The following is a 14,732-nucleotide window of genomic DNA, read 5'->3' as shown; positions in this document are numbered from 1 at the left end:
TCTGCATCGCATTGCCTGCTGGCATCATGCCCGGTCTTCTCTTATTTATGATACGGTTCATGATGAAGAATGCGGAAACTCCGGTAGATCTGTTCCAGCACGATCAGTCTGCACAGCTGATGCGGGAACGTGTTCGGAGAAAGCTTCCAGCGGAAATCTGCTCTCTGAATGAGTTCTTCTGATACGCCGAGTGAACCGCCGATGACAAAGTCAATTCTGCTCTTTCCGGAAGTATTGAGCTGGTTGATCTTCTCTGAAAGTTTTACAGAGTCCAGTTCTTTTCCAGCCAGATCCAGCAGGATCACATATTCCTGCGGATGGATCTGCTTCAGAAGACGCTGTCCTTCAATCTTCTTGACCTGTTCATTTTCTGCAGCAGAGTTCTTTTCCGGTGCCATCTCGTCCTGTACTTCGATAAGTTCCAGACGATCATAAGGACGGATGCGCTTTGCGTATTCGGCAATGCCATCCTGCAGCCAGCGGTCTTTCACTCTGCCGCATGCGATGATGCGGATCATTGCAGCGTCGCAGTCATCGTGACCGCAGCCGACTGCCGGCTCAGAGAAACGGTTACTGTATCGCCAGAGGCGGAATTATAGAGAAACTGCTTCAGATCATCAGCGCTGTGGATCGCTGTCTCATTGATGCTCATGATCACATCCCCTGCCTGAATCCCTGCTTCCTCAGCCGGAGAATCGGGTTCCACGACAGTCACCAGAACGCCGTCAACCAGATCAAGCGAAAGGTTCCATGCGCTCTTCTGATACAGGGCCAGACTGCTGACATTCGCTGCATCAGCTCCGAGGTATCCTCTGGTAACGGCTCCGTCCTTCTGCAGTTCTTTCGCAGCGTAAAGAATCTCTGAAGAAGTAATTGCAGTAGAGAATCCGGAAGAAGAATTGGAAGAAGTCATCGAAGACGAGACCATGCCGATCAGCTGACCGGACAGATTGATCAGCGGACCGCCGCTTCCGGTTCTGGCAATCTCAGCATCTGTCATGAACACTTCTGTGATCCATGGCTGACGATCTTCGGTACCCGGCCTGAAAACCTGTCCTGGCAGGGAAACGACTCCGAACGATACGCTGCCGCTCTGGTTTTCAATCGGATGAGAACCGACTGCGATGACATATTCTCCTTCTTTGACTGCCGAAGAATCGCCGATCTCGATCGCCGTCGTGGGAAAGGAAGGATGGCAGAGCAGAAGTGCGATATCTGAGGACGGATCGCTGACTGCAGAATCAGCCTGGATCGTGATGCCGCTGTCGAATGTGACGAAATAGGTATTGCCGTCAGCGATATTCTCAGCCGTTGTCAGAATCCAGCACTCATTGTCGGAGCTTGCATAGATCACACCGGAAAAAATGCGGTCTGCCGCCTCACTGTCTTCTGATCTGGCCGTGATCTGAACGATCATCGGCTGCACCGAGGCCGCAGTCTCCGTGATATCTGTCGTATATCCTTCAATCGTCGTGTTGTATACGACGGAAGCACCATGCGAATCCGAAGTGGCTGCCGGAGAAGCAGCCTGATTTTCTTCAGAAAGATTCCTGACTGATACGGTCAGATAGATGTTCCAAGCCAACAACGCAGCTGCAGCTGCCAGGATCCACTTTTTCATCGGTCCATGCTCCTCCTCTGATCACTTCATACTGTCCTGCCGCACACAGCAGCAGATGCGGATTTCTGTTCGGATGATGTTCCAGAACCTGCCTGCTCACTTCCAGGGCCTTCTCTCTGGTATTCGCTTCGCGGCTGATATGAGCCAGGATAATCTGCTTCGTGCGCTCCGTCACGATCTGATCCAGGATTGCCGCACAGTCTTCATTGCAGAGATGTCCGGAATCTGAAGCAATTCTCATCTTCAGGTACTGCGGTCTTCTCGTATGCATGAGCATCTCCACATCATGATTGCTTTCCAGGATGATGTAGTCTGCTCCTTTCAGAAGCGGCAGATATGAATCCTTCACATATCCGGTATCCGTGATATAGACCAGCTTCTCCTGCCAGCTTTCAATGACATATCCGACCGTATCCTCCGCATCATGGCTCAGAGCCAGAGGCAGGATCGTCAGATGTTCCAGCGGGAACTTCTCCATCGGCTTCACGCGGGTATACGGAACATCTCCAAGATCTGCAGCCGCATAGATCGGATGATCTTCAAACATGCGCAGGCACGAGACATGGTCCGTATGCGTATGCGTGATCAGCACCGCATCCAGATCTTCTCTGCAGAACCCCGAGGCAGAAAATGCTTCGGAGAGATATTTCTTCGTCGTGCCGCAGTCAATCATCAGAAACGTATTCTCATCCTGCAGCAGAAAGCAGTTTCCTCTCGAGCCGGATGCCAGCATCGCAAACTTCATCATACGCCGTCACAGCTCGGGAAGTTGCTGAGCGAACATGGATCATACCGTTCTGCAGTCGTTGTGCCATCCGTATTCTGCGTCAAGGAGAAGATGAAGAAATGCGTATGCGGTCCCGCCGCAACACCGGTCATGCCGATCTGCCCGATCACATCCCCCTTGTCGACAATCGTTCCGACCGCCAGCGGACTCGGCACATTCATATGTCCATAGTACGTATAGTAGCCGTTGTTATGGTTGATGATCACGTAGTTGCCGTTGATAGAGTTGTAGGAATTCTCGGAAATGACGCCGCGGTCTGCCGCATAGATATTTCCGTAATGATCATAGGCATTCTGGATATCGATTGCCCTGTGACCATAGTAGCAGCCCCAGTGGCAGGTGATTGACGGATTGTCCACCGGCCAGCGGAACTGTCCGGTACCGACCCCAGGAATCTGCATCGTGCCGATCGAAACGACTTCATTCACTGGCTGCAGCGTGTCCACATAGGAAACCAGAGAACCGGAAACCAGAACTCCATTGATCCATTTCTCGCTGTACAGGGAGTTTCTGGATCCATTCGAACCAGCCTGGGTGGTCTCCACCTCGCCTTCCTTGAGATCCGGATCTTCCTGGTAAACCGTCTCGAAATAGACGACTTCCTTGCGCATGGATTCCTGATTCACGACAATATCAATCGGAGAATTGAAATATGTGACGCACAGCTGCTCGCCTTCGCTGAGAACCTGATCCGTGCTGCTGATCTTGTCCCGGTTGATATTCATGACCTGCGTAGCCGAAAGACCATGATTCTTTGCACCGACACCGGCAACGGTATCGTACTTCTGAACCGTGTAATATTCCTTTTCCGTATCGTTTCCGTACTCGAGGTATTCCAGAATATCTGCTTCAGTATTCAGAATCTCAGAAGCCGGCGCATAAGACTCTCTGACCGTAATGGTCTGGGAAATGCTCACGCTCGTTGCTCGGCTGCCGTAATCTCTTAATTCCGGAACGGACTGGCCGCTGTTGAGCAGAGCAAGATCCGAAGAACTTATGAAATACGACAGATACGTATTCATGGCTGCTTCATACATGGACTGATTGCCCACATAGATCTTCGCATAGATTCCGTTGCTGTCAGAGAACTCCACTTGTGCCGCCTTCAGCGTGAACAGATTATTTTCCTTCAGATAATTGCAGATATCATCATCGATATCGGTATACGTGAAGTAGCTCTGCTCGCTGACCAGATACACATCTTTTCCAAGAGCTGCTTCAGAGCCCGGAAACTCTTCTGCATATTCTTCTTCATAAATGGAATCCAGCAGCGCATTGAGCTTCGACCGATTCTTCAGAACTCCGATCAGCTGTCCGCTGCTGTAGATCCGATAGATCTCTGAAGGAGAAGAATTGATGCTCTCAACCCGCTGCGGAAGAATGCTCTCTTCTTCTGCAGAAGCATTCTCATTTCCCCCGGAAACAGAAGGCATGAGCCCAGGCAGAAAGACCACAATTGCGATAGATGCCGCAAGACATCCGAGAATCTGCAGAATCCGCTTCATCACTGTCCGCCTCCATCTGGTCTGCGGTCAAGATTCATCAGGGCATTCGTATTCGGCTCGAACATCAGGAATACTTTGCGGGTTGCACCATTACGATGCTTTGCCACATTGATTTCCAGTTCTTCCGTTCCCGTCTTTTCAGCCTGTGCTTTCGCTTCTTCGTCATAGTAGGACTTGCGGAACAGCAACATGACAATGTCGGCATCCTGCTCGATGGCTCCGGATTCACGCAGATCGGAAAGCTGCGGCTTCTTGTCTTCACGTGCTTCCACGGAACGGGACAGCTGTGAGAGGGCGATGACCGGAACTTTCAGTTCTCTTGCCAGAGCCTTGAGCTGACGCGAAATCTCCGATACTTCCTGCTGGCGGTTGAAATCACCGCCGCGGCCATTGGAAGAACCGGTAATCAGCTGAATATAGTCGATGAGCACCATGCTCAGGCCTTGTTCCGCCTGCAGCTTGCGGCACTTTGAGAAAATCTCTGCCGTCTTGATTCCCGAAGTATCATCGATATAGATCTTATTCTTGCGCAGGCTGGCGGCTGCCTCATTGACACGGTTCCACTGATCATTATCCAGTCTGCCGGTCTTGAGATTGTCACCCGGAACCCTGCTTCTCCCTGATAAGAGACGCATTGCCAGCGATTCCGCACTCATTTCGAGCGAAAAGATCGCCACGGCCCGATCCGGCTGATATGCCGCAATGTTCATTGCAAGATTCAATGCCACTGCCGTCTTTCCCATAGAAGGACGTGCAGCCAGAATAATCAGATCGCCCGGCTGGAAGCCATGCGTCAGATGATCCAGATCCCGGAATCCGGTCCGGATTCCGGTCACATCGGAACGATTGTCTGACATCCGGTGAATCTGATCCAGAACACCGGTCATCAGTTCCGGCGTGCTCTTGAATTCCGTCGTGCGGCGATTGCGCGATACATCCGTGATCGCCTTCTCTGCCTCATCCATGTAAGCATTGACATCGGTCTGACCTTCCAGACCTTCTTCCGCAATCTTCTGGCAGGCCAGAATCATGTTGCGGGTCAGCGCCTTATCCCGGATGATCTGAACATAGCTCCTCGTGTTGTAGCTGGTGACCGCCGCATTCGTCAGATTCGCAAGATATGCGATTCCGCCCACGGTATCCAGTTCCCCGGTATCCTTGAGACGCGTGGAAACTGAAGTCAGGTCTACCTGCTTTCCTTCCCGGTACAGACTCAGTGCCGCATGGTAAATGCGCCGATTCACATCGACGTAGAAATCCTCTTCCGACAAGCCTTCTTCGATCGCATCCCGAGCAGAGCGATCATATAGCATCATCGTACCGAGCAGACTCGCTTCCGCTTCGGGAGCTGATGGCATGGTCCGCATCGGCATAGGTTATTCCGTTCCTTTAACCTGACAATTGATTGTTCCGATCACGCCTTTATACAGTTCCACCCGGACCTTCGTGACGCCGAGCGCACTGATCGGATACGTATCCAGAATCTTGCGCTTATCAACCCGGAGGCCCTTCTTTGCCAGTTCCTCGACAATCTGTTTTGTCGAAACAGAACCGAACACCCGGCCGTCCTTATTTGCTTTCACCCTGAATTCGAGCATAGTGCCTTCCAGCTTCTTCGCAAGCTCTTCAGCCTCAGCCTTCTTTCTGGCATCTTCTTCTTTTTCCTGCTCCTTCTGCTGAGCAAGAATCTCTCTGCTCTTTTCCGTGGAAGGCACTGCCAGCCCTCTGGCAATCAGAAAGTTGCGTGCATATCCATCTGCAACCTCAACAATCTCGCCTTTCTTTCCGACCTTCTTCACATCACTTTTCAGTATTACCTTCATCCTGTGCCTCCTTGAAATATCCATTCAGAACTGTAATCAGTTCCTTCTTCATATCGTCCACCGAACTGTTCGCCCGCTGAACTGCCGCAGCCGTCATATGACCGCCGCCCTTCATCGCTTCCATGATTACCTGCACATTTACTTTCCCGTTGGAACGGGCACTGATGCAGGTCAGTCCTTCCGTATCTTTTGCAATCACGAAGACCGCATCGACATCCTGGATTTCCAGCAGATCATCCGCCGTCTGCGAAAGCAGCGTGCGGCTGAGCGATCTTCCTTTGTAGGGCGTAATGATCACACCATGTTCATAGCGCTCGCTGACCGCTGTCACCGCTGCCTTGATCGAAAATTCCTCATAGGTATCTTTCAGAAATTCATCTACTTCCTGCGGATCTGCTCCGAGCCTTCTCAGATTCGAAGCCGCATCGAATGTTCTTGAGCCCGTGCGGACATGGAAATGACCGGTATCAATCGTCATGCCTGCAAGCATGATATTCGCATCCAGCTCGCTGATCTCAATCCGGTTCGAAATATATGGGAACAGCTCCGTGATCAGTTCGCAAGCCGAACTAGCTCCGGCTTCGATATAGACAAGAACCGGTTTCACGCCCATTTCCGTGCTGCGGCGATGATGATCGATAACCGCTACACTCCTGGCCCGTTCCAGCACCGCTGCACCATTCGAGGTCTGCACATTATGGTGATCCACCATGACCACCAGCGTCTTCTCCTGCAGCTGATTCAGTGCTTCGCTTTCCGTGACGAATTTCACTTCCTGATCCAGCTGTGCCAGATTCTTCGTGACCACCGACTTCAGCTTGTCTTCCACGCCGCCGGTCTTCTCAATGATGACCGAAGGCTTATGCAGGGCCTGAGCAATTCTTGAAATACCGATTGCTGCACCCATGCAGTCAAAGTCCATGACCTTGTGGCCGCAGATGATAACATTGGAAGAACGCGAAATCAGTTCTCTCAGCGTATGCGCCATCACGCGCACCCGGACTTTGCTCCGCTTTTCGGTTGCTTCCGAAGATCCGCCGAAGTACTTCACTTCTTCACCGACCTTCTGCACTGCTACCTGGTCTCCGCCTCTGCTCTGGGCAAGGTCCATGAGCCTGGATACCATATCATCCAGTTCTTCATATGACACTTCTCCCCTTGCAAAGGCAAGCGACAGCGTAATGGAGACATCCTGTTTCTGCGCAGCCTTGCGGACCGCATTCAGCACGCTGAAATGATCAGCCGCCAGATCGCTGAAGATCTTCTCATTCAGCACCATGAAGTAGCGATAGTTATTGACCCGCTTGACCAGAATGCCATGTTCCTTGCAGTATTCCGTGATCGGCGTTCTGACCGCAACCGAGATTGCGGTAGCTACGCTGTCATCTTCATACTGCGTAGACTCTTCATAGTTATCCAGCGAAGCCATGCCGATGACGGTACGTCCCTCTTCCAGTGATTCTTTCGTATGCGAAAGATCCGTCACATCCTTGAAGAACAGCACTGGCTCATCTTCTTTGCGGGTGATTTCATAAATCCGGTCATCCAGCTGCACGCTGATCCGGTCAGAGGTTCCATCCAGCAATGTCTCTGCTTCTGGCAGCCAGGAAAGCACTTTTCTTCCCACCCGGTTGATGCCGCGCTTTTCAAACAGTTCGCTCATCCAGGTGATCACATGATCATCGTCATACATGATCATTCCGGTCTCGGCAAATAAGAATGCATCATTTGCGGCATTGCCAAGCACTTCCCGGATCCCAGTCGAACGCTCTTCAGCCATTGCCTCAAAGCGGTCAGTCAGATAATAGAACAGCACTGCCTCGAGAATCAGGATCAGCGTTGCGGTCATGATCCCCTGTTCCAGGCCTGTGCGGAAGACAAACAGCAAGGCTGCCTGAATCACCACCACCAGGATCAGGGACCGCTTCAGATCACTCATCTTTTTCTGCATGAATTCCAGCTCCTTCCAGCATCCGCTTATGGAAGTCCGTCGTGATATACAGGAACCCGAGAATCAGAAGAAACATCGGGAACGAAAAAATCAGAAAGAATGTCAGAATTCCCGCCAGCACTTTTGCCTTCGGACGAAACAGAGAAACCTGAAGAATTACAGCAATGCAGCCATAGACCACCAGATACAGGTAGCCGCACATCCCGAACCCCTGGCACAGATTCTGAACCACAGCCGAAGAAACCGGCCTGACCAGCGTATAGTAGTAAACCATAAATCCGGCAAGACCAGCATACCCGCTCCATTTCGGCGGATAATACGAGCCGAGCGGCTTCGGCATTTCCACCGGATACCTTAATCTCTTCAGCATCAGCCTGCTCAGCAGATGCGTTACGAGTCCCTGCAGAATCCCCGTCAGCGCAGTGCCGATGAAGACGATATTCGTCACAAAAGACGTCATGTCCACATTCGCCGGAACTGCAACATTAGCTTGTGCAAAAAGCTGATTCACCATCGACAGCATATCCGTGACATTCTCGGCCAGACCATAGCCGAGCATTGCTCCGATCACGACCAGATCGATGATATTGATAAAAATACCAGCCAGCATCGTCAGCAGAACCAGACGTCTCATCGGCATATGTGTCTTCGTGCCGGAGCCATACAGCAAGCCCACGAAAGACTCTGAAGCTACGTAGAAGATAGAGGCCGGCGTGCTCACGATAAAGGAAAGAAGCACCATTGCAACGAGAACTGCCCAGCTGTCCTTCATGCCGTATTTAGCTGAATAGAATACCATCGGCAGCGGCAGCAGGAACATCAGCATGCTGCTGAGTGCTCCGCCAAGCTGACGGTCAATCAGCAGGAAGACGCCGACGATCGCGATCATCATTGCTCCATCTGTCAATTTCCGAACACTGTGATTCATAAGAAGATACCTCTCAAACGTACGATAAAAAGACCTCAGGACTGTCTGTTATTATAACATGCTGAAAGCAGGCCTGCATTTGGTGCGCAGAACCTCATAAGAAAAGGTTCAGATGTATTGACACCCGAACCTGTTATGTCGGACAGACCGATGAGCCCTTTGAATTAGCTCACCACAAATGAGCCACTCGTAACATGAGGATCAAAAGTACTTACTTTCGCAGTCGCAGTATAATTCACAATCACTCGTGACCCGCTGATGTAATAAGATGTCGCAACTGAATAATATTCTTTTGGCCCATAATCTATGATGATACTTGCTGAAACTCCTTGATTATTTGCATCTAAAGTAATAGTCCCAGATGCTTGAATACCTATCATTCCTTGAGTATGGACACTAGGCAATCCAATGAAAGAAAACGACGTATATCCTGTAATGGTCCTTATTGCATAATCTGTGTCCTTTACCGGTTCTCCTGGCTCTTCGGATATTAGTTGAGAGGCATTAATCGGTGTAATAGTCATAATGCATGCAAATAGAGAAATGATTACTGCGATTATTTTTTTCATAATTTAAGATCTCCATGATTTGACAGTAAAATATGCATTTTCAGGTATTTCAATTTGAGCTCTAAATCAAAACTTCCTTCATCCATTCTTCACGATTCAAGGATCAGATTCCGGTAGGAATCATAGATTGCCTGCTTTTCTGAAGCCGATAGCTTCTTCCCGTAATAATCCTCATTGATATCTTCGTATCGAACTACTTCTCCATCTTCAACCCATGCGGTCAGAGGCATTACAATCATGCTCTTTTCCCGATCACCCGCCGGGCCAAGTTCATCGCAGAGCTGATACCAGTTCAGCATGAAATGAGAATCATAGGAATTCGAATCGATGAACTTCTGATCATCCAGATAGAGAACTGTGAGTCCCTGATCTTCCGCTACCTGGTTGAGAACCGGAACCGTCTCCTGGCAGTATTCCAGATCTGGTCTGCCGATATAGATCAGACCGGTCCCCTTCTCCTCGAAGAAATCGAACAGCTGGTAGATATCCACTTCATTGAACTGATTCCTGCCTGTTCCGATCCCCCGATAGGCAGACATATCTGCAGTTCCAGCAGGAACCACAGCAGAAGGATTAGAAGCACAGGCAGTCGTACAAAGCACTGCGATCACAGCTCCTGCAGCCGCAACCCGCTTATCAGACTGACGCGCGAATTGGAGCACATGAATAATCCGGTTCCTGGAATGTTCCATGGAAAAGCAGATTCTTTCATGATCAGCAGGTGCTCCATTCTCTGCTGCAAAGCGGAGCAGAAGTTCTGCATAGGCAGGCTGAGCAACATCGCTATGCTGAAGGGCATACTCATCACAGCGGATCTCCATATCCTCGTTCATCAGCCGGAAGGCTATCCATACGAGCGGATTGAACCAGTGAAGAATTACCGCCAGCCAGAAGAGAAGCTTGAACAGCGGATCTCCATATCGGATATGGCAGTGCTCGTGAAGAAGGACACTTTCTTTTTCCTTCTCATTAAGTCCCGCCGGCAGATAAATTACCGGCTTCAGAATTCCATGGAGAAACGGAGAAGGAATTCTCGGATCCTCCACCATATTCTTCTGACCTGCAGACGGAAGTTTCCGGATGAATCTAACCTCGGAAAGGATGGTATAGCATAGCAATGCTGCTGCGCCGACGATCCAGATCATGCTTGCAGCCTGAACAAGTGTGACCCCTGCAGAAGCAGACGCACCGCCAGGAAGATCTGCATAGCTCACCATCGAGATATTCCCGCTTCCCGAAGGAATCGTCATGGTTTCTGAAGGCATGAGCGCTGCTGCAGATACCGGGCTTTTTAAGGAAAACGGGCACAGCAGGCGGAACAGAACCGGAACCCACAGCAAGAAGGACCAGAAACGGCGCGATTTCCTGAGCAGGATCCTTGCCGCCAGCACCATAACAATCGTCAGCGAAGCGGTAACAGACATATTGAGAATATAGTGAAAAAGCACATCAGCTTTCATGTTCGGAACCTCCCCGGTAATCTGAAATCAGCTTCTTCAGTTCCTTCACTTCCGCTTCCGAAAGCGTATTTGCCCGCATGAAGGAAGTCAGAAACAACGGCAGAGAACCGGAAAAATCATCACTGATCACCTCTGAAGCCATCTGATCAAGATAATTCTGCCTGGAAATCGTCATCTCCAGACAATGGTCCAGAGACAAGAGCAGTTTCTTCTCGCTCATTCTGCGGATCAGTGTGAATACTGTCGACTTCTTCCATCCATACCTCTCTGCACACAGACGAACCGTGTCCATAGAGGAAATGCCAGGCTTTTCCCAGATAATCTCAGCAATTTTCAGTTCCGCATTGCTTAAAGAATGATTCATGCACCTGCCTCCTTAAGGTTTACTTATGTAGCCCATCTTCAGAGTAATCAGTTTTCTTCCGCCCGTCAAGGTCTACGAATGTAAATCTATACTTTTCATGAGAATCTGCTGCTGAACGCACAAAAAAACCAGACCTTACTCAGGCCTGGCGATTGATTGGTCAGTCTCCGACGTATGGCAGCAGAGCCATCTGACGAGCACGCTTTACAGCGACAGCAAGCTGACGCTGGTACTTAGCGCTGGTTCCCGTGACACGGCGCGGAATGATCTTGCCGTTGGCGGAAACGAACTTCTTCAGCAGCTCAACATCCTTATAGTCGATATAGGTGATGTTATTCTTGGTGAAATAGCATACCTTGCGGCCACCCATTCTCTGTTTCTTGAATGCCATGGTTTACTCTCCTTCTTTTTTTCAGAAAGGCAGATCGTCGCTCGAGATATCGAGACTCGGACCTGTGTTGAAGCCATCCGAAGCGGACGGCTGCGCACCAGTATCGGCAGATCCATGGTTCATCCCGCCAGCGTACGGATCCTGCGGCTCGTTGCCGTAGTTTCCGTATCCGTAGCTGCCGGTATCACTTCTGGACTGGCTTGCATTCTTTGATTCCAGGAGCTGCACACGATCGCAGATTACTTCTGTGACGTATACCTTTCTTCCATCCTGAGCGGTGTAATTCCGCGTCTGAATAGAACCCTGGACTCCTACGAGCGAGCCCTTGTGAGCATAGCTTCCCAGGAAATCAGCCTGCTGTCTCCATGCCACGCAGCTGATGAAATCAGCTGACGGCTGCTGACCATTCTGGCTCTGATTCCCATTCTGGGAAGAGAACCTGCGATCGCAGGCAACCGTGAACGTAGCGACAGAAAGACCTGACTGGGTCTTGCGCACTTCTGCATCTCTGGTCAGTCTTCCGACCAGAACGACACTGTTGATGCTGCCGGCCATTACTTAGCCTCCTTGGCAGCAGGTTTGTTTTCTTTTACTTCATCCATGTTGACGATCAGGAAACGCACAACGTTCGGATTGATACGCATCAGACGATCAAATTCCTTGACGCCGGCATTGTCTGCCTCAAAGTTCACTACGACGTAGTAACCTTTGGTCATATCGTCAATACGGTAGGCGAAATCCCGCATGCCCCATTCGTTGACATTAACGACCTTGCCACCTTCTCTGGTGATAATTCCGTTAAGGCTTTCGATGAGAGCAGCGCGCTTGTCGTCCTCGACACCCGCATTGATGATGTACATGACTTCGTACTTGCTCATTCTAGCACCTCCTTCTGGACTAATGGCCTATACAGGCAAGGAGCAGATTAAAAAATCTAACTCACGGAGAGAATCATAACAGGTTCAAGGAACTTCTGCAATCTTAATTTTCCTGCATCTGCGATTTTACGCTCTCAATGATGGAGTAAGCATGATCCGCGGCAAGCCTGCACATTTTCCCTGATGGAGTCAGATGAAATCGCCCGTCTTTCAAAATTAGCACCATTTACTTTCAAACACAAAACAAGCAGAATCAAGTGTTTCCTGAATCTGCTTCTTCTGTGTTTCATTCGGTTCTAATCTGAACTTGTATCCTCCCTATTATATGATACGCAGTAGAAAGAGTGTTTCTGCTGCACATGTTCCGGCTCTCATCCCAAGGCTGAAGCACTTAGGCTTTCTGGTCGGTTACTTGTAAATGCCTTTCTGCGTCTATCCAGCTCTCCATCCTTATCTGCCGGTAAATTTCTCAAACCGGTACTTCTGGACAATCTCCGGATATTTCTCATGATCTACTTCGCTCAGAAACATCTCAAGGGGCCTTGCATAAAGCCTGCAGTCTCCGTAAAGGGCCTGGTAGACCATCAGCTGTTCTCCGGTTTCTGTCTGCTCTGCAACGCCCATGATCCGGTACAGATAAGTTGATCCTTCCGGATGGAGTTCCCGCTTGAAATGCTTCACGATCTCTCCCGGAACAAATGAACGTTCACTCATAAGCCGAACTGCTTCAGGAAATTCTGGATATGGGCACAGGCCGATTTCAGTTCTTCCAGGCTGTATGCATAGGAAATCCGGACAAACCCCTCACCGCTCGGACCGAACGCATTACCTGGAATCACGCACACCTTTTCTTCCTGCAGCAGGCGTACGCAGAAGTCATAGCTGGAAAGCCCGGTCGGCGTGATGTTAGCAAACACATAGAATGCACCTTCCGGCATCGGGGTATGAAGGCCCATCTTATTCAGCTGGCTGACCAGGAAGTTTCTTCTGGCTTTGAACGACTCACAATGCATGTCGATATCTCGGTCAGAGCGCTTTGAGATTGCTTCGATTGCCGCAAACTGAGCCGGCGTAGCCGGACCCATTGTCGTGTACTGATGGATGGTCGTCATGGCATTGATCATCTCTTTGCTGGCCAGCACATAGCCAAGTCTCCATCCGGTCATGGAATATGCCTTGGAGAACCCTGAGACGATCATCATCTGATCACGCATGTCTTCAAATCTTGCCATGGAATACCGCTCGCCGCCATAGGTCAGTTCCAGATAGATCTCATCATTCAGCGTATAGATATGATGCTTCTTCAGAATCGGGATGATCTTCTCATAGTCCGTTTTCTCCATGATTCCGCCGGTCGGATTGCACGGATAGTTCAGGATGATCATCTTCGTCTTATCGGTGATGCAGGCTTCCAGTGCCTCCGGAGTAACCTTGAAGCCTTCGCTCTCCTTCAGCTTCAGATAGACCGGAACAGCCCCAGCCAGAAGAACTGCAGGCTCATATGCAATATAGCCAGGATCCAGAACGATGCACTCATCGCCTGGATTCAGCACACAGCGGCAAGCCAGATCAATCGCTTCCGAAGCACCGCATGTCACCAGAACATTCTCGGTTTCATAGCCTTCAACGCCGAATCTTCTGCGGTAGTATTCCGGAACTCCTTTTCTTAACTGCTCCAGGCCCTTGGAAGGCGGGTAATACGTACGTCCCTTTTCAATGGCATAGATTCCTTCTTCGCTGATATGCCAGGGCGTCGGAAAATCCGGTTCGCCGACTGACAGCGAAATGACACCCGGAGTCTGCCTTGCCAGGGAAAAGAATTTCCAGAGCAGAGATTCCGGCATGTCTTTGACGCGATCGCTCAGATAGCTTTCACTCATGGACAATCTGCCTTTCATCCTTCAGCGGCTCTTCTTCCAGCATCATGCCTTCTACTTTGTATTTTTTCAGCATGAAGCAGGTCACAGTGGAAGTGACGCCTTCAATCGGCGCCAGTTTCTGCCCGACGAAATCGCCGATCTCCCGCATCGTCTTGCCTTCAATCGTCACCAGGAATTCCGACTTCCCGCTCATGAGATACAGACTGGTCACCTCATCAAAGCGAGCGATACGCTCTGCAATGGCATCGTAGCCTACGTCACGTTCCGGCTTCGCGCTGACTTCAATGACCGCGCTGCAGCGCTCATCATTGGTCTTGTCCCAGTTGATCACCGTATGATAGCCGCAGATTACTTTGTCCTTTTCCAGCCGCTCTTTTGCACGCAGGACATCCGCTTCCTTCTCATTCAGTGCATCTGCCAGATCTTCAGCTGAAATCTGCGGGTCATTTTCAAGCAGGTGCAGCATTGCCAGTTCATCCATAATAAACCCTCCATCCGGATAATGCCTTTATTCTAGCATCCCTGTTCCTGAAAGAAACAGGAGAATTGAACTGCCAGGAAGTCTATACAGATTG

The 14,732-nt window shown here is 50.2% G+C and carries 17 protein-coding genes and 1 pseudogene; all 18 read right to left on the bottom strand.

Annotated features, from left to right (window positions below):
• Positions 1-41: 41 nt before the first annotated feature.
• Positions 42-518, bottom strand: coding sequence for a 23S rRNA (pseudouridine(1915)-N(3))-methyltransferase RlmH (rlmH, locus tag C7E00_RS02510; RefSeq protein ID WP_105302777.1), 477 nt, complete (start codon positions 516-518; stop codon positions 42-44).
• On the bottom strand, positions 515-1,621 hold the full coding sequence (locus C7E00_RS02505) for a S1C family serine protease (RefSeq protein WP_105302776.1): 1,107 nt from the start codon (positions 1,619-1,621) through the stop codon (positions 515-517). Before C7E00_RS02505 ends, rlmH begins: the two co-directional genes overlap by 4 nt.
• Entirely contained in the window at positions 1,539-2,369 is an 831-nt protein-coding gene (locus tag C7E00_RS02500; RefSeq protein ID WP_239928519.1) for an MBL fold metallo-hydrolase, read from the bottom strand. Before C7E00_RS02500 ends, C7E00_RS02505 begins: the two co-directional genes overlap by 83 nt.
• Entirely contained in the window at positions 2,366-3,913 is a 1,548-nt protein-coding gene (locus C7E00_RS02495) for a M23 family metallopeptidase (RefSeq protein WP_105302775.1), read from the bottom strand. The genes C7E00_RS02500 and C7E00_RS02495 overlap by 4 nt, the downstream gene beginning before the upstream one ends.
• Complete coding sequence (dnaB, locus tag C7E00_RS02490; RefSeq protein ID WP_105302774.1) at positions 3,913-5,286, bottom strand: replicative DNA helicase; 1,374 nt, start codon at positions 5,284-5,286, stop codon at positions 3,913-3,915. The genes C7E00_RS02495 and dnaB overlap by 1 nt, the downstream gene beginning before the upstream one ends.
• A gap of 3 nt (positions 5,287-5,289) precedes the next feature.
• A complete protein-coding gene (rplI, locus tag C7E00_RS02485) occupies positions 5,290-5,736 on the bottom strand; it encodes a 50S ribosomal protein L9 (RefSeq protein ID WP_105302773.1) in 447 nt (148 codons plus the stop codon).
• On the bottom strand, positions 5,714-7,687 hold the full coding sequence (locus tag C7E00_RS02480) for a GGDEF domain-containing protein (protein ID WP_105302772.1): 1,974 nt from the start codon (positions 7,685-7,687) through the stop codon (positions 5,714-5,716). Before C7E00_RS02480 ends, rplI begins: the two co-directional genes overlap by 23 nt.
• Positions 7,668-8,615, bottom strand: a complete 948-nt coding sequence (locus C7E00_RS02475) for a DUF2232 domain-containing protein (RefSeq protein ID WP_105302771.1) — start codon at positions 8,613-8,615, stop codon at positions 7,668-7,670. The genes C7E00_RS02480 and C7E00_RS02475 overlap by 20 nt, the downstream gene beginning before the upstream one ends.
• A gap of 164 nt (positions 8,616-8,779) precedes the next feature.
• Entirely contained in the window at positions 8,780-9,184 is a 405-nt protein-coding gene (locus tag C7E00_RS02470) for a hypothetical protein (RefSeq protein ID WP_105302770.1), read from the bottom strand.
• An 89-nt stretch (positions 9,185-9,273) separates the two neighbouring features.
• Positions 9,274-10,644, bottom strand: a complete 1,371-nt coding sequence (locus C7E00_RS02465) for a M56 family metallopeptidase (protein WP_105302769.1) — start codon at positions 10,642-10,644, stop codon at positions 9,274-9,276.
• Positions 10,634-11,008, bottom strand: coding sequence for a BlaI/MecI/CopY family transcriptional regulator (locus tag C7E00_RS02460; RefSeq protein ID WP_105302768.1), 375 nt, complete (start codon positions 11,006-11,008; stop codon positions 10,634-10,636). The genes C7E00_RS02465 and C7E00_RS02460 overlap by 11 nt, the downstream gene beginning before the upstream one ends.
• A 160-nt stretch (positions 11,009-11,168) precedes the next feature.
• Entirely contained in the window at positions 11,169-11,399 is a 231-nt protein-coding gene (gene rpsR / locus C7E00_RS02455; protein WP_105302767.1) for a 30S ribosomal protein S18, read from the bottom strand.
• 21 nt (positions 11,400-11,420) lie between these two features.
• Positions 11,421-11,954 carry a single-stranded DNA-binding protein gene (gene ssb, locus C7E00_RS02450; protein WP_105302766.1) on the bottom strand — a complete coding sequence of 178 codons (534 nt, stop codon included), beginning with the start codon at positions 11,952-11,954 and terminating at the stop codon, positions 11,421-11,423.
• Positions 11,954-12,277, bottom strand: coding sequence for a 30S ribosomal protein S6 (rpsF, locus tag C7E00_RS02445; RefSeq protein WP_105302765.1), 324 nt, complete (start codon positions 12,275-12,277; stop codon positions 11,954-11,956). Before rpsF ends, ssb begins: the two co-directional genes overlap by 1 nt.
• A 216-nt stretch (positions 12,278-12,493) precedes the next feature.
• Positions 12,494-12,580: pseudogene (locus tag C7E00_RS16725) on the bottom strand (hypothetical protein); the annotation flags it as partial.
• A 147-nt stretch (positions 12,581-12,727) separates the two neighbouring features.
• Complete coding sequence (locus C7E00_RS02435) at positions 12,728-12,991, bottom strand: DUF1653 domain-containing protein (RefSeq protein WP_167836431.1); 264 nt, start codon at positions 12,989-12,991, stop codon at positions 12,728-12,730.
• Positions 12,988-14,157, bottom strand: coding sequence for a pyridoxal phosphate-dependent aminotransferase (locus tag C7E00_RS02430; RefSeq protein ID WP_105302764.1), 1,170 nt, complete (start codon positions 14,155-14,157; stop codon positions 12,988-12,990). The genes C7E00_RS02435 and C7E00_RS02430 overlap by 4 nt, the downstream gene beginning before the upstream one ends.
• A complete protein-coding gene (locus tag C7E00_RS02425; RefSeq protein WP_105302763.1) occupies positions 14,150-14,638 on the bottom strand; it encodes an Lrp/AsnC family transcriptional regulator in 489 nt (162 codons plus the stop codon). The genes C7E00_RS02430 and C7E00_RS02425 overlap by 8 nt, the downstream gene beginning before the upstream one ends.
• Positions 14,639-14,732: the final 94 nt, after the last annotated feature.

The organism is Anaerolactibacter massiliensis, assembly GCF_900290205.1.
Classification (GTDB): Bacteria; Bacillota_I; Bacilli_A; order Erysipelotrichales; family Erysipelotrichaceae; genus Bulleidia; species Bulleidia intestinalis.
Note: the sequence above shows the minus strand (reverse complement) of the source record. Positions and strands in the feature narration are given on the sequence as shown.

Bases quoted from the DNA above. Each gene is read 5' to 3' on its own strand.
- rlmH (WP_105302777.1), bottom strand. From the start codon at position 518: ATGATCCGCATCATCGCATGCGGCAGAGTGAAAGACCGCTGGCTGCAG.
- C7E00_RS02505 (WP_105302776.1), bottom strand. From the start codon at position 1,621: ATGAAAAAGTGGATCCTGGCAGCTGCAGCTGCGTTGTTGGCTTGGAAC.
- C7E00_RS02500 (WP_239928519.1), bottom strand. From the start codon at position 2,369: ATGATGAAGTTTGCGATGCTGGCATCCGGCTCGAGAGGAAACTGCTTT.
- C7E00_RS02495 (WP_105302775.1), bottom strand. From the start codon at position 3,913: ATGAAGCGGATTCTGCAGATTCTCGGATGTCTTGCGGCATCTATCGCA.
- dnaB (WP_105302774.1), bottom strand. From the start codon at position 5,286: ATGCCGATGCGGACCATGCCATCAGCTCCCGAAGCGGAAGCGAGTCTG.
- rplI (WP_105302773.1), bottom strand. From the start codon at position 5,736: ATGAAGGTAATACTGAAAAGTGATGTGAAGAAGGTCGGAAAGAAAGGC.
- C7E00_RS02480 (WP_105302772.1), bottom strand. From the start codon at position 7,687: ATGCAGAAAAAGATGAGTGATCTGAAGCGGTCCCTGATCCTGGTGGTG.
- C7E00_RS02475 (WP_105302771.1), bottom strand. From the start codon at position 8,615: ATGAATCACAGTGTTCGGAAATTGACAGATGGAGCAATGATGATCGCG.
- C7E00_RS02470 (WP_105302770.1), bottom strand. From the start codon at position 9,184: ATGAAAAAAATAATCGCAGTAATCATTTCTCTATTTGCATGCATTATG.
- C7E00_RS02465 (WP_105302769.1), bottom strand. From the start codon at position 10,644: ATGAAAGCTGATGTGCTTTTTCACTATATTCTCAATATGTCTGTTACC.
- C7E00_RS02460 (WP_105302768.1), bottom strand. From the start codon at position 11,008: ATGAATCATTCTTTAAGCAATGCGGAACTGAAAATTGCTGAGATTATC.
- rpsR (WP_105302767.1), bottom strand. From the start codon at position 11,399: ATGGCATTCAAGAAACAGAGAATGGGTGGCCGCAAGGTATGCTATTTC.
- ssb (WP_105302766.1), bottom strand. From the start codon at position 11,954: ATGGCCGGCAGCATCAACAGTGTCGTTCTGGTCGGAAGACTGACCAGA.
- rpsF (WP_105302765.1), bottom strand. From the start codon at position 12,277: ATGAGCAAGTACGAAGTCATGTACATCATCAATGCGGGTGTCGAGGAC.
- C7E00_RS02435 (WP_167836431.1), bottom strand. From the start codon at position 12,991: ATGAGTGAACGTTCATTTGTTCCGGGAGAGATCGTGAAGCATTTCAAG.
- C7E00_RS02430 (WP_105302764.1), bottom strand. From the start codon at position 14,157: ATGAGTGAAAGCTATCTGAGCGATCGCGTCAAAGACATGCCGGAATCT.
- C7E00_RS02425 (WP_105302763.1), bottom strand. From the start codon at position 14,638: ATGGATGAACTGGCAATGCTGCACCTGCTTGAAAATGACCCGCAGATT.